The 12,300-nt window shown below is 59.7% G+C and carries 13 protein-coding genes; 3 read left to right on the top strand and 10 right to left on the bottom strand.

Annotated elements, in window-relative coordinates; all coding sequences use genetic code 11:
* Positions 1 to 244 precede the first annotated feature (244 nt).
* Positions 245 to 1,267, top strand: a complete 1,023-nt coding sequence (rlmF, locus tag AC1RP7_RS09655; RefSeq protein WP_057713408.1) for a 23S rRNA (adenine(1618)-N(6))-methyltransferase RlmF — start codon at positions 245 to 247, stop codon at positions 1,265 to 1,267.
* Between the two features lie 174 nt (positions 1,268 to 1,441).
* Here the strand turns inward: rlmF and AC1RP7_RS09650 are convergent, their stop codons facing one another.
* The gene (locus AC1RP7_RS09650; RefSeq protein WP_007905514.1) at positions 1,442 to 1,723 is read right to left on the bottom strand and encodes an HU family DNA-binding protein; all 282 of its coding nucleotides are present in this window, start codon (positions 1,721 to 1,723) and stop codon (positions 1,442 to 1,444) included.
* A gap of 396 nt (positions 1,724 to 2,119) precedes the next feature.
* Between AC1RP7_RS09650 and yejK the strand changes: the two genes are divergently transcribed.
* Positions 2,120 to 3,124 carry a nucleoid-associated protein YejK gene (gene yejK, locus AC1RP7_RS09645; RefSeq protein ID WP_008018580.1) on the top strand — a complete coding sequence of 335 codons (1,005 nt, stop codon included), beginning with the start codon at positions 2,120 to 2,122 and terminating at the stop codon, positions 3,122 to 3,124.
* Positions 3,124 to 3,474 (top strand): glutaredoxin family protein, encoded by a 351-nt coding sequence (locus AC1RP7_RS09640; protein WP_057713407.1) that lies wholly within the window; start codon positions 3,124 to 3,126, stop codon positions 3,472 to 3,474. Before yejK ends, AC1RP7_RS09640 begins: the two co-directional genes overlap by 1 nt.
* A 103-nt stretch (positions 3,475 to 3,577) precedes the next feature.
* Here AC1RP7_RS09640 and AC1RP7_RS09635 read toward each other — a convergent pair whose 3' ends face one another.
* From AC1RP7_RS09635 to AC1RP7_RS09595, 9 genes are all read right to left on the bottom strand, one after another.
* Complete coding sequence (locus AC1RP7_RS09635; RefSeq protein WP_057713406.1) at positions 3,578 to 4,513, bottom strand: glutathione S-transferase family protein; 936 nt, start codon at positions 4,511 to 4,513, stop codon at positions 3,578 to 3,580.
* 88 nt (positions 4,514 to 4,601) lie between these two features.
* Complete coding sequence (locus AC1RP7_RS09630; protein ID WP_349736453.1) at positions 4,602 to 4,922, bottom strand: GIY-YIG nuclease family protein; 321 nt, start codon at positions 4,920 to 4,922, stop codon at positions 4,602 to 4,604.
* 40 nt (positions 4,923 to 4,962) lie between these two features.
* The gene (locus AC1RP7_RS09625; RefSeq protein ID WP_057713404.1) at positions 4,963 to 5,433 is read right to left on the bottom strand and encodes a nuclear transport factor 2 family protein; all 471 of its coding nucleotides are present in this window, start codon (positions 5,431 to 5,433) and stop codon (positions 4,963 to 4,965) included.
* A gap of 111 nt (positions 5,434 to 5,544) precedes the next feature.
* Positions 5,545 to 6,849, bottom strand: coding sequence for a CynX/NimT family MFS transporter (locus AC1RP7_RS09620; RefSeq protein WP_150814308.1), 1,305 nt, complete (start codon positions 6,847 to 6,849; stop codon positions 5,545 to 5,547).
* Positions 6,839 to 7,498: a FadR/GntR family transcriptional regulator gene (locus tag AC1RP7_RS09615; protein WP_154909475.1), complete on the bottom strand. Its 660-nt coding sequence runs from the start codon at positions 7,496 to 7,498 to the stop codon at positions 6,839 to 6,841. Before AC1RP7_RS09615 ends, AC1RP7_RS09620 begins: the two co-directional genes overlap by 11 nt.
* A 253-nt stretch (positions 7,499 to 7,751) precedes the next feature.
* On the bottom strand, positions 7,752 to 8,516 hold the full coding sequence (locus AC1RP7_RS09610) for an amino acid ABC transporter ATP-binding protein (protein WP_007989979.1): 765 nt from the start codon (positions 8,514 to 8,516) through the stop codon (positions 7,752 to 7,754).
* Between the two features lie 28 nt (positions 8,517 to 8,544).
* Positions 8,545 to 9,642 (bottom strand): amino acid ABC transporter permease, encoded by a 1,098-nt coding sequence (locus tag AC1RP7_RS09605; protein WP_057713401.1) that lies wholly within the window; start codon positions 9,640 to 9,642, stop codon positions 8,545 to 8,547.
* A gap of 10 nt (positions 9,643 to 9,652) precedes the next feature.
* Entirely contained in the window at positions 9,653 to 10,834 is a 1,182-nt protein-coding gene (locus AC1RP7_RS09600; protein ID WP_057713400.1) for an amino acid ABC transporter permease, read from the bottom strand.
* Positions 10,835 to 10,899: 65 nt separating this feature from the next.
* Positions 10,900 to 11,931 (bottom strand): amino acid ABC transporter substrate-binding protein, encoded by a 1,032-nt coding sequence (locus AC1RP7_RS09595; protein WP_008018591.1) that lies wholly within the window; start codon positions 11,929 to 11,931, stop codon positions 10,900 to 10,902.
* Positions 11,932 to 12,300: the final 369 nt, after the last annotated feature.

Genomic DNA, 12,300 nt, shown 5'->3' with positions numbered 1-12,300 from the left:
GCCAGCAATGGCCTCCCTTTTTTGTGCCTGTTGACCCATTTTCCCAAACGCCAAAAATCCCCTGTGGGAGCGAGCTTGCTCGCGATGAGGCCATAACATTCAACATCAATATTGACTGACCGACCGCCATCGCGAGCAAGCTCGCTCCCACAAGGGACAGCGGTGTTTGCCACAATTGGGTTCACACGGGCCGGATGTGGGACAATGCCCGCCACTTTTAGCCATACCCGAATCGACCACCGCCATGACCGCCCCCCGCTCCCCCAAGCCTGCGCGCAAAAAGCCTGCCCCGAAGACCCCGGCCACGGCCGTCGCCCCGAAGGAAAAGGCCAGCCTGCACCCGCGCAATCGCCATCAGGGTCGCTACGACTTTCCGGCGCTGATCAAAAGTGCCCCGGAACTGAAGAAATTCGTAATCATCAATCCGTACGGCAAGGAAAGCATCGACTTCGCCAGCCCGGAAGCCGTGCGGGTGTTTAACCGGGCGCTGCTCAAGTCGTTCTATGGCATCGCTCACTGGGACATTCCGGCCGACTACTTGTGCCCACCGGTGCCAGGCCGCGCCGATTACGTGCACTTCCTCGCCGACCTGCTGGCCAGTGGCAATGACGGTGTGATCCCCCGTGGCGCCGCCGTGAAGGTGCTGGACATCGGCATGGGCGCCAACTGCGTGTATCCGCTGATCGGTTACAGCGACTATCGCTGGCAGTTCCTCGGTTCCGATATCGATGCGACCGCCATCGCCGCGGCGAAGGCCATCATTCAATCCAATGGCCTGAACAAAGCGATCCAGGTACGCCAGCAGAGCAACCCCAAGCAGATCCTCACCGGCCTGCTGGAGAGCGCAGAGCGGTTCGACCTGACCATGTGCAACCCGCCATTCCACGCCTCGCTGGACGAGGCCACACGGGGTAGCACACGCAAATGGCGAGCCCTGGGCAAGGCCGATCCGAAACGCAAGCTGCCGGTATTGAACTTTGGCGGCCAAGCGGCGGAATTGTGGTGTGAGGGCGGAGAAGTGCGTTTCGTCACGCAACTGGTCAGCGAGAGTGTGCAGGTGGCGCAACAAGTGCTGTGGTTCAGCACACTGGTGTCGAAGGCGTCGAACCTGCCGGCGATCCAGGCGGCCCTGAACAAGGCTGGCGCGCTGGACAGTCAGGTAGTGGAAATGGGTCAGGGACAGAAGCAGAGCCGCTTCGTGGCGTGGACTTTCCAGACTCCAGTCCAGCAACAGGTTTGGCGCGAACGTTGGGCGCCTAAAAACTAAAACACGTCCACCTGCAGGAGCGAGCCTGCTCGCGAAAAACCTGAGAGCAACGCGTTCATTCAGACTGCCCGCGTTATCGTTTGCGCCCATCGCGAGCAGGCTCGCTCCTACAATCGCAGGCACAAAAAAACCGTGCCCGGATCGCTCCGGTGCACGGTTTTTTTTTAACAAGTCTTACTTGTTAACAGCGTCGGTCAGGCCTTTGGCCACAACCAGCTTGATCACTTTCTTGGCAGCGATTTCGATGGCAGCGCCAGTCGAAGGGTTACGGCCAGTACGGGCAGGGCGCTCAGTCACTTTCAGCTTGCCGATACCTGGCAGAGTGATTTCGCCGCCGTTTTCCAGCTGATCGGCAACGATTTGGCCCAGTTGGTCCAGAGCGTTACGCGCGGTGGTTTTCGGCGCGTCGATAGCTTCAGCGATGTCGGCGATCAGTTGGTCTTTAGTAAGAGCCATTTAGTGTTCCTTCCCTATCAAATTCATATGGATTGCAGAGTGCAATGTCAGCTATCGAGCCCGATCTTCTGGATCTGGCACCCTCGGCCAAATAACCTCGGGATCGGGGTTATAGATACCGAAATCAGGGTTTGGTTCGACCTGACAAATGCTGACTGCACGCTTAACGCAGTGACTTCGCGCAAGACCGGGCAAAGCTAGCACAGAGACGGGGAAATATCCGCCTCCAGCTACCCATTTGGTCAGCTTTATTGCTCTAAATCGGGAAAAAATCGCATAAGCGCCGCCGGTCGCCCGGGAATTGGCCTTCGCACCGCGCCAAAACCAGTGGTTGCGGTACACTGGGCGCTTTTTCGGGGGAGCGCGCCCTCCTCTCTTCATTCAGCCGAGAAGCCCATGCCGATCCGTCATTGCATCGTCCACCTGATCGACAAAAAACCCGACGGCACACCTGCAGTTCTCCACGCCCGCGACTCTGAACTGGCTGAGTCTGCGGCCATCGAGAACATGCTCGCCGACCTCAACGAAAGCTATAACGCCAAACAGGGTAAAGCCTGGGGCCTGTTCCATCCGGAATCCGGCGCGTTCCCGTTCAGCGGCTGGCTGAAGGAGTACCTCGAGGGCGGTCAGGATTTCACTGCGTTCAGCCGCGTGGCGGTCGAGCATCTGCAGAAACTGATGGAGGAGTCGAACCTGTCGGTCGGCGGCCACGTGCTGTTCGCACACTATCAGCAAGGCATGACCGACTACCTGGCCATCGCCCTGCTGCACCACAGCGAAGGCGTGGCCGTAACCGACGAACTGGACGTGACCCCATCCCGCCACCTCGACCTTGGCCAGTTGCACCTGGCGGCGCGGATCAACGTTTCCGAGTGGCAGAACAACAAACAATCCAAGCAGTACATTTCGTTCATCAAAGGCAAGAACGGCAAAAAGGTTTCGGAGTATTTCCGCGACTTCATTGGCTGCCAGGAAGGCGTCGACGGTCCGGGTGAAACCCGCACCCTGCTCAAGGCCTTCAGTGATTTCGTTGAAAGCGAAGACCTGCCGGAAGACGACGCCCGCGAGAAGACCAAGACCCTGGTGGATTACGCCAGTAGCCAGGCCAAGCTCGGTGAGCCGATGGGCCTGGAAGAGTTGTCGGGGCTGATCGACGAAGAACGCCCGAAGGCTTTCTACGATCACATCCGCAACAAGGATTACGGCCTCTCGCCGGAAATCCCGGCCGATAAACGCACCCTGAACCAGTTCCGCCGATTCACTGGTCGCGCCGAAGGCCTGTCGATCAGTTTCGAAGCACACCTGCTGGGCTCGAAGATCGAGTACGACGAGGAAGCCGGCACGTTGATCATCAAGGGCCTGCCCACTTCGCTCACCGATCAGCTGAAGCGTCGCAACTGATGCTCGGCGGCGTACTGAAGAAATTCCTGCTGATCCTGCTGGTGGTCGTGGCCTATCAGAACTGGGGCAAGATCGAGCGGGTGTTCAATCCATCGCAAGTGGTGTCGGCGCAAACACAGGCCAAGGCCAACGTTGTGCTCTACGCCACCGAATGGTGTGGTTACTGCAAGCTGACCCGGCGCTTCCTCGATCAGAAAGGCATTGCGTACAAGGAGTTCGACATCGAGAAGGATGCTGCCGCGCGCGAGGACTATCAGGCGCTGGGTGGTGGGGGCATTCCGATCATCGATGTGAACGGGACGCTGATTCGCGGGTATGACCCGGATGCGATTCTGGCAGCGTTGAAGTAACTCTGTAGGAGCGAGCTTGCTCGCGATGAGGCCAACACAGCCAACAATTTTGTTGAATGTCAGTCCGTCATCGCGAGCAAGCTCGCTCCCACAAGGTTTTTTTTCAGCAGGCTTCGATCCGGAAACCAAACCGCGGGAAGTGCACATGCACCACACCGCCGCGCTCGTCCTCGCGCCGCACAATCAGTTCTTCGCGGCCGGCAAACAGTAATTCCCCCGCCACCGGATCAACACCGTAGTCCGTGGCCGCGATGACCACCTGCTGACCCGCCGTGAACCCGTTGGGATCGACGAATTGCTCATCCGGCAAAGCCGCTGGCGTGGACGTGCGCGCCACTGCCAGAGCCTCCTCGGAACTCATCTCGCTGGATGCGCCATGACCGAAGCCCAACACCCGCGCATGCCATGCATTGACTGCCGGATAAGCTTCGACCAGCGGAGCCGTCACCGGCGTGGCCTTGAGGAACCAGAGGCAATGAGCCAGGGCGAAGTCGGCAATCGACGGCTCGCCAAACAGGTAGTCACCCTCCTCGCGCTGCAACTGTTGCTCCAGACGCGACATGATCGTCGGCCACTGATGCTTCGCCTGTTCGGTAGACAATTTTGTCGCGCTACCACCACTGAACAAACCGGCGCGGTCGGCCAGAAACGCCTTGATCGCTTCCTGCGGTAAATTACCGAAACGCACGGCAATCGATTCCGGCTGGAACACCAGGCTCACCGCATGCTGGAACACCACCGAATCAGCCCAGGCGGCAAAGGACGCGGCGATCATTTCCTGACCTTCCGGGAAGAACGCCGGCAAGGCCTTTTCCTGCTCCAGTCGCCGGGCAATCAATGCCGTGTCGCAATAGATATCGGCACCGACCTGCAACACCGGTGTCTTGCGATAGCCACCGGTCAACGCCGTGAGATCCGGTTTTGGCATCACTGGCGAGATCTTCACCGAGCGCCAGGACAAGCCCTTGAAGCCCAGCAGCAGGCGGGCCTTCTCGGCAAAGGGGGACGTCGGGTAATGATGCAGAATCAACTCGGACATGCTCGGCTCCGCCGCAAGGATCAGGAGTCCGCAGCTTAGCGCGCAATCACCTGGCAGCCTACAGATCTGCCTGATGGGAACCGATCAGTCAGAGTGATAAGCCAGGGGCTGTGCTCGCTGCGCTCGCCACCAGGCATTCCTTGGCGCTCTTCTTGAGTTTCTTGATCAGCCGCTCCTGACGCAACGCATCGCTTTTGTCGCGACAGCGTTCGGTGTAGACCAGGGCCATGGCCGGGCTGGAAAGAAAGAATCGCGCGCCCTTGCCGCTTTGATGCTTGGCGAAGCGACGCACGGGATCATCGCTGATCCCACAATAGAGCGACCCGTTGGCCGCGCGAACGAGGTAGACGAACCAGGTTTTGCTCGCGGGGGTGTCGGCGTCGACAGGGCTTTCGCTGAGGGTGGTCACGTAACGATCAGGGCTTGAAGGAAAACAAGCCGCGATCTTATCAGCGACTGGCCTGGAATGCCTTCAGCCCCTTCAGGGCCTGTGAGCGAACGGCGTTGCGAACAAGTGGCGTCCAGCCCAACAGCAGACCTTTGAAACCCAGGGCCTGGCGTGACCATGTCCACAGGTCGAAACTGTCGTGATGTTCGCAAATCTTGCCATCGCGAAAGACAAAGCGTGCCTGGATGTCATTGACCACGGTATTGCCAGTCTGGCTGAACAGATAGGTCGCGACCCAATGGGCGCTACCGATACGATCATCGGCACGGACATGATCGAAGGTCAGGGAGAAATCCTTGGCGCGGGTGGTGAGCATGCACCACATATCACCAGCATCACGACCACGAAGCTCGCCGAACGCCGGGTCACTGAACACCACGTCATCGGTGTAGCAGGCAGCCATCGCCTCGCCATCGAGACGCTGGAAGGCCTGGTAGAAACGGGTGATCAAGGCGCTGTGGACTTCACTCATGGGCAGACTCCCTGTTGTGCAATGGGTATCGAAAGATTGCCTGCACGATAGTCTGCAAATGGGTCGAACACTATCGGCATTCGCAAGACGAATACCGACAGTGTGCGGGAATCAGACCTTTTCGCTTTCGACCTGCACGTACAACGCACGTCCGGCCCCCAGGCCGGCGAGGATCGCACCAAGGCCGATGACACCGAAGATCCAGCCCACTGCCGTCCAGCCGCCGGTCCAGTCATGCACGATGCCGACCGCGAACGGCCCCATGGACGCCAGGGTGTAACCGAAGCCCTGGGCCATGCTCGACAGGTTCGCCGCAACGTGGGAGTCCCGCGAGCGCAGCACGATCAGGGTCAATGCCAGGCTGAACGTGGCGCCCTGCCCCAGCCCCAGCACAATCGCCCAGCCCCACAGACCTTCAATCGGGGCGTACAGGCAACCGAACAGACCGCCGAGGGTCAGGGCCATCACGATCACAATCGCCAGGCGCTGATCCTTGCCGCGCGTCGCCAGCCATGGCGCGGCGAGGGAGCTGACCAGTTGAACGATCACCGAACCCGACAGCACCAGACCGGCCTGGGTCGGAGTCAGGCCGCGCCCGATCAGGATCGACGGCAACCAGCCGAACACGATGTAGGCCAGGGACGATTGCAGGCCCATGTACAAGGTCACTTGCCAGGCCAGCGGATCGCGCAGCAATCCGCGAACCCGGTAGGCGACGTTGTGCGCGCCGTGTTTCTGGCCGACTTGCGGCAACCAGAACAGCGCCGCCGCTAATGCCGGAATAACCCAGAAGCCGAGGCCCATCGCCCAATTCTTATCGAAGTGTTCACTCAACGGCACGGTCGCACCCGCCGCCATCGCCGCGCCCAGGCACAGAGCCATGGTGTAGACACCGGTCATGGTCCCGGCCTGTTTCGGGAAGTCGCGCTTGACGATGCCCGGCAGCAACACGCCAATCACGCCGATGCTGGCACCGGCCAGCACACTGCCCGCAAACAGACCGATTTCACCGAACGAACTGCGCAGGATGATCCCGCCCGCCAGGGTCAGAAGAATGCCCAGCACCACCCGCTCCGCGCCAAATCGCCGCGCCAGCACGGGTGCCAACGGTGCAAACAGGCCAAGGCAAAGCACCGGCAACGTGGTCAGCAACCCCGCCGCGGACGCCGACAAGCCAAGGGACTTCGAGACCTCGCTGAGCATCGGCGCCATGCTCGACAGCGCCGGGCGCAGGTTCAGCGCCACCAGAATCAGGCCCAGCAGCAACAGCCAGGGCCGGTGCAGAACCGGGTGAGCTTGCTGGACCTGTTCGTCATCGGCCTCGGCATCGATCAGCAACTCTTCCAGCTCGGCCGAACGTTTGGGGGCTGTGGATAACTCACTGCGGTGCATGGACTTCTCGGTTTCAAGGTTCATTGATCAACTGCCTCGACAGGGCTTTGGCTCGTTCCGGGTCGCGTTGCTCGACGGCATCGAGCAACGCAATGTGCAGGTCGAACACTTCCTGACGGCGCGGGACGATGTTCAGGATCTGGCGCAATTGGGCGCCGACGACGCTGGAGAAATAGCGATACAACTCGCTGAGGGTCGGGTTGTGTGCGGCGTCCACCAGACGGCGGTGAAATACCAGGTCGCAGGCGATGTAGGTGTCGAGATCGCCGTGATAGTGGCTACCGCTGACACTCAGGGCCTCGCGCAATGCCACCAGGTCTTCATCGGTTCGGCGCACTGCCGCCAAGCCAATGGCTTCGACTTCGAGGATGTGCCGGGTTTCCCGGGCCTGCTCAAGAGAACAACGGGACAGCGCCTTCAACGTATCGAGCGGATCGACCACCGCCCGCAGGTAACTGCCGTCGCCCTGACGGATTTCGATCAACCCGGAAAACGCCAACACGCGCATGGCTTCGCGCACGGTGTTGCGACTGATGCCCAGCTCGGCGGACAACTCAGGCTCGGTGGGCAAGCGCTGACCCACGACCCAGGTGCCCTGGTTGATGCGCAGGCGCAACTGATCCAGGGCCTGATCGACCAGGGATCGCTTCACTAATGGAGAAATTTCTGACATGGAATTCGCCCTTTCATCCAATCATAGGATGAATTTTCTGACATGTTAGTCAACATATCCCAGAACGGCAACAGCCCCCCTTGTAGGAGCGAGCTTGCTCGCGATGGTCGTCAACGATAACGCTGGTTGGCAGGCACCCCGCAGCGCTCTCCAGCCCATCGCGAGCAAGCTCGCTCCTACAGGGGTATGAGTTTTCCGCAGACAAAAATAAACCCGGAACTCAGTCCGGGTTTATTTCAGTGCCAGGGGCTGATCAATGCAGGATCTGGCTCAGGAACAGCTTGGTGCGCTCGTTCTGCGGCTTGTCGAAGAAGTCGTTCGGCGCTGCCTGTTCGACGATTTCGCCCTTGTCCATGAAGATCACGCGGTTGGCCACGGTACGCGCGAAGCCCATTTCATGGGTCACGCAGAGCATGGTCATGCCGTCTTCGGCCAGGCCGATCATGGTGTCCAGTACCTCTTTCACCATCTCCGGGTCGAGTGCCGACGTCGGTTCGTCGAACAGCATGATCTTCGGCTTCATGCACAGCGCGCGAGCGATCGCCACACGCTGTTGCTGACCGCCGGACAGTTGCCCCGGGTACTTGTGCGCCTGCTCCGGAATGCGTACGCGTTCCAGGTAGTGCATGGCAATTTCCTCGGCCTTGCGCTTGGGCATCTTGCGCACCCACATCGGCGCCAGGGTGCAGTTCTGCAAGATGGTCAGGTGCGGGAACAGGTTGAAGTGCTGGAACACCATGCCGACTTCACGGCGGATCGCTTCGATCTGCTTGAGGTCGTTGGTCAGCTCCACGCCATCGACCACGATGCGGCCCTGCTGGTGCTCTTCCAGACGGTTGAGGCAGCGGATGGTGGTGGACTTTCCGGAACCCGACGGGCCGCACAGCACGATACGCTCGCCCTGCTTGACGTTGAGGTTGATGTCCTTGAGTACGTGAAACTGACCGTACCACTTGTTCACGCCCTGCATCTGAATAATGCCTTCAGGGCTCACAGGCTGTTTGATTGCTTCGCTCATCACAAAACTTCCTAAATTAGGTAGCGACTTAGCGCTTGTGGCCAGTGTCGAGCTTGCGTTCCAGATGCATGGAATAGCGCGACATACCAAAACAGAAAATCCAGAACACCAGGGCGGCGAACACATAGCCTTCGGTGGCCATGCCCAGCCATTTCGGGTCGGCGGCGGCTTGCTTGACGCTGTTGAGCAGGTCGAACAGGCCGATGATGATCACCAGGCTCGTGTCCTTGAACAGCGCAATGAAGGTGTTGACGATGCCAGGGATCACCAGTTTCAGGGCCTGCGGCAGAATCACCAGACCCATGCTGCGCCAGTAACCCAGGCCCATCGCGGCAGCGGCCTCGTACTGACCTTTTGGAATCGCCTGCAGACCACCGCGCACCACTTCGGCCACATAGGCCGACTGGAACAAAATCACGCCGATCAGCGCCCGCAGCAGCTTGTCGAAGTTCATGCCTTCCGGCAGGAACAACGGCAGCATCACCGAGGACATGAACAGCACCGTGATCAACGGCACGCCGCGCCAGAACTCGATGAAGGTCACGCAGACCACGCGAATCGCCGGCATGTTCGAACGACGGCCCAGCGCCAGGACGATCCCCAGCGGCAACGCACCGGCGATGCCGACGGTGGCAATCACCAGGGTCAGCATCAGGCCGCCCCACTGGCTGGTCGCCACGGCGTCCAGACCCAATACGCCGCCATGCAGCAGACACCAGGCAATGATCGGGTACAGCACCAGGAAGCTCAGCCCGTACACCGCCTTATGGTGAAAGCGCGAGATGAACAACGGCGCCACGCCGACAATCGCCAGCCACACCGTCAGATCCACGCGCCAGCGCAGTACCGGCGGGTAGTAGCCGTACATGAACTGGCCGAAGCGCTGTTGGATGAACACCCAGCAGGCGCCCTCCTTCGTGCAGTCGGCCTGGCTGGTGCCGACCCAGTTGGCGTCAAGGATCGCCCACTGCAGGATCGGCGGTACCACCAGGTAGATGAGGTAGAACGCAAACAGGGTCAGCAGGGTGTTGAGCCAGCTGGAGAACATGTTCGCGCGCATCCACGCCATCGGGCCGAAGACCTTGGCCGGCGGTGGCATGTCGGGTTTGAAAGTATGAGTACTCATGCGCTTTTCCTTACCGCTCGATCAGCGCAATGCGCTTGTTGTACCAGTTCATCAGCAGGGAAATGCTGATACTGATCGCCAGGTACACGCTCATGGTGATGGCAATCACCTCGATCGCCTGGCCGGTCTGGTTGAGCACGGTCCCGGCAAACAGCGAGACCATTTCCGGATAACCGATACCGGCCGCCAGCGAGGAGTTCTTCGCCAGGTTCAGGTATTGGCTGGTCAGCGGCGGGATGATCACGCGCAGGGCTTGCGGGATGATCACCTTGCGCAGGGTCGGACCGTTGCGCAGGCCGAGGGAGTGCGCCGCTTCGGTCTGGCCGTGGCTGACCGACTTGATGCCCGAACGCACGATCTCGGCGATGAACGCCGCGGTGTACACGGTCAAAGCCAGCGTCAGCGCCAGCAGTTCCGGGATCAACACCCAGCCGCCGACGAAATTGAAGCCTTGCAGCTTCGGCATTTCCCAGTGCACCGGTGCACCGAAAATCAGCGCGCACAGCGCAGGGATGACCAGGAACATCGCAAGGCCAACCCAGAACTTGTGGAACGGCACACCGGTGGCTTCGAAGCGCTTGGTGGCCCAGCGGCTCATCAGCACGATGGCGACGATGGCGACTACAACACTGGTCATAAACGGCCAGAAGCCGTCCGCCATCAACGCAGCCGGCATGTTCAGGCCACGGCTGCTGACGAAGAAGGTGTCGCCGAAGTTATGACTGTTGCGCGGCCCCGGCATGGTCAGGAACACCGCGAAGTACCAGAACAGGATCTGCAGCAGCGGCGGAATGTTGCGGAAGACTTCCACATACACCGTCGCCAGCTTGGCGATGATCCAGTTCTTCGACAGCCGCGCCACACCCACGATGAAACCCAGGATCGTCGCCAGGATCACGCCGATGAAGGTCACCAGCAAGGTGTTGAGCAGACCAATGACAAACACCCGGGCGTATGTGTCCGCTTCGGTGTAGTCGATCAGGTGTTGAGCGATGCCGAAACCGGCACTGCGCTCCAGAAAGTCGAAACCGGAGGTAATGCCCCGGTGTTGCAGGTTGGTCTGGGTGTTATCGAACAGATACCAGCCCAGCGAGACCACCGCGATAATCGTGATGATCTGGAATACCCAAGCACGCACGCGTGGATCGCTGAGGCTGAGCCTCTGCTTTGGTGCGCCGATTGAATTTTGCATGAAGTGCCCCGGAAATAATGGAACAGAACATCACCCGGTGGTTGGCCCACCGGGTGATAGAACCATCAGCGCACTGGTGGTGCGTATTGAATGCCGCCAGCGTTCCACAGAGCGTTCAGCCCGCGGTCGATTTCCAGCGGAGTGCTCTTGCCGAGGTTTTTCTCGAACACTTCGCCGTAGTTGCCGACTTGCTTGATGATCTGCACGACCCAGTCTTTCTTCACTTTCAGGTCTTTGCCGTATTCACCGTCGGTACCCAGCAGACGGGCAACGTCAGGGTTCTTGGTGCCCTTGGCTTCGGCTTCGACGTTCTTCGAAGTGATGCCGGCTTCTTCAGCGTTGAGCATGGCGTAGCCAGTCCAGCGCACGATGGCCAGCCACTCGTCGTCGCCATTACGCACGACCGGGCCCAGAGGCTCCTTGGAAATGGTTTCCGGCAGAACCACGTAGTCCTTCGGCGAAGCCAGCTTGCTGCGCTGGGCGAACAGCTGGGATTTGTCGGAGGTCAGTACGTCGCAACGACCGGATTCCAGCGACTTGGCGCTTTCGTCGGAGGTGTCGAAGGTGATCGGGGTGTATTTCAGGCCGTTGCCGCGGAAGTAGTCGGAAACGTTCAGCTCGGTAGTGGTACCGGCCTGGATGCAGATGGTTGCACCGTCCAGTTCCTTGGCGCTCTTGACGCCCAGCTTGTTGTTTACCAGGAAGCCGATACCGTCGTAGTAGGTAATGAAGCCCGGGAATTTCAGGCCCATGCCCGCGTCACGGGAGCTGGTCATGGTGGTGTTGCGCGACAGAATGTCGATTTCGCCGGACTGCAGCGCGGTGAAGCGCTCCTTGGCGTTCAACTGGCTGAACTTGACCTTGGTCGCGTCGCCGAAGACTGCCGCCGCTACTGCACGGCAGTAGTCAGCATCGATACCCACGATCTTGCCGGTGGAATCCGGAACCGAGAAGCCTGGCAAGCCATCGCTGACGCCACACTGCACGAAACCTTTCTTCATCACTGCATCCAGGGTTGCGCCCGCCTGGGCAAACCCGCTGACACCGAGTACTGCGGCTGCAGTCACGATAGCCAGGGTGGATTTCAACATCTTCATTCAAACCTCCAGTTTTGCTCTTGTTGTGTCGGAGCGTGAGTCCTGTCGCACCCTTTTGAGGCGTAGTCGACCCGTGTTGGCTTGTTTTGGGGGTCAACCGACGTAAGACGTTAGCTATGAGTCTAGTAGGAGAAAATCCACGTCATGGAAAACTCACTCTCACCAGTCGGCCGAACGGGCTGTAGCCCTTTCACGTTCGCGAAGCCCCATATCGGCCTTTGGCGAACATCCATCACCGGATTCTTTTCAATCCCACTAATAACCTTGGCCTGATAGTGTTACCGACAGGCGTGGGATTTTTCATACAGACTTCGCCATAGCAAAGCCCGTACCACACTGCTCTCCGAAGCGGTTCAGCTGCAGGTCAAT

It is taken from the genome of Pseudomonas sp. GW822-FHT01E03 (genome assembly GCF_058802985.1).
Note: the sequence above shows the minus strand (reverse complement) of the source record. Positions and strands in the feature narration are given on the sequence as shown.

Excerpts from the sequence above, each read along its gene's own strand:
- AC1RP7_RS09620 (WP_150814308.1), bottom strand. The coding sequence starts at position 6,849 with ATGAACCTTGAAACCGAGAAGTCCATGCACCGCAGTGAGTTATCCACA.
- AC1RP7_RS09640 (WP_057713407.1), top strand. The coding sequence starts at position 3,124 with ATGCTCGGCGGCGTACTGAAGAAATTCCTGCTGATCCTGCTGGTGGTC.
- AC1RP7_RS09610 (WP_007989979.1), bottom strand. The coding sequence starts at position 8,516 with ATGAGCGAAGCAATCAAACAGCCTGTGAGCCCTGAAGGCATTATTCAG.
- AC1RP7_RS09625 (WP_057713404.1), bottom strand. The coding sequence starts at position 5,433 with ATGAGTGAAGTCCACAGCGCCTTGATCACCCGTTTCTACCAGGCCTTC.
- AC1RP7_RS09600 (WP_057713400.1), bottom strand. The coding sequence starts at position 10,834 with ATGCAAAATTCAATCGGCGCACCAAAGCAGAGGCTCAGCCTCAGCGAT.
- AC1RP7_RS09595 (WP_008018591.1), bottom strand. The coding sequence starts at position 11,931 with ATGAAGATGTTGAAATCCACCCTGGCTATCGTGACTGCAGCCGCAGTA.
- AC1RP7_RS09650 (WP_007905514.1), bottom strand. The coding sequence starts at position 1,723 with ATGGCTCTTACTAAAGACCAACTGATCGCCGACATCGCTGAAGCTATC.
- rlmF (WP_057713408.1), top strand. The coding sequence starts at position 245 with ATGACCGCCCCCCGCTCCCCCAAGCCTGCGCGCAAAAAGCCTGCCCCG.
- AC1RP7_RS09605 (WP_057713401.1), bottom strand. The coding sequence starts at position 9,642 with ATGAGTACTCATACTTTCAAACCCGACATGCCACCGCCGGCCAAGGTC.
- AC1RP7_RS09615 (WP_154909475.1), bottom strand. The coding sequence starts at position 7,498 with ATGTCAGAAATTTCTCCATTAGTGAAGCGATCCCTGGTCGATCAGGCC.
- AC1RP7_RS09635 (WP_057713406.1), bottom strand. The coding sequence starts at position 4,513 with ATGTCCGAGTTGATTCTGCATCATTACCCGACGTCCCCCTTTGCCGAG.
- yejK (WP_008018580.1), top strand. The coding sequence starts at position 2,120 with ATGCCGATCCGTCATTGCATCGTCCACCTGATCGACAAAAAACCCGAC.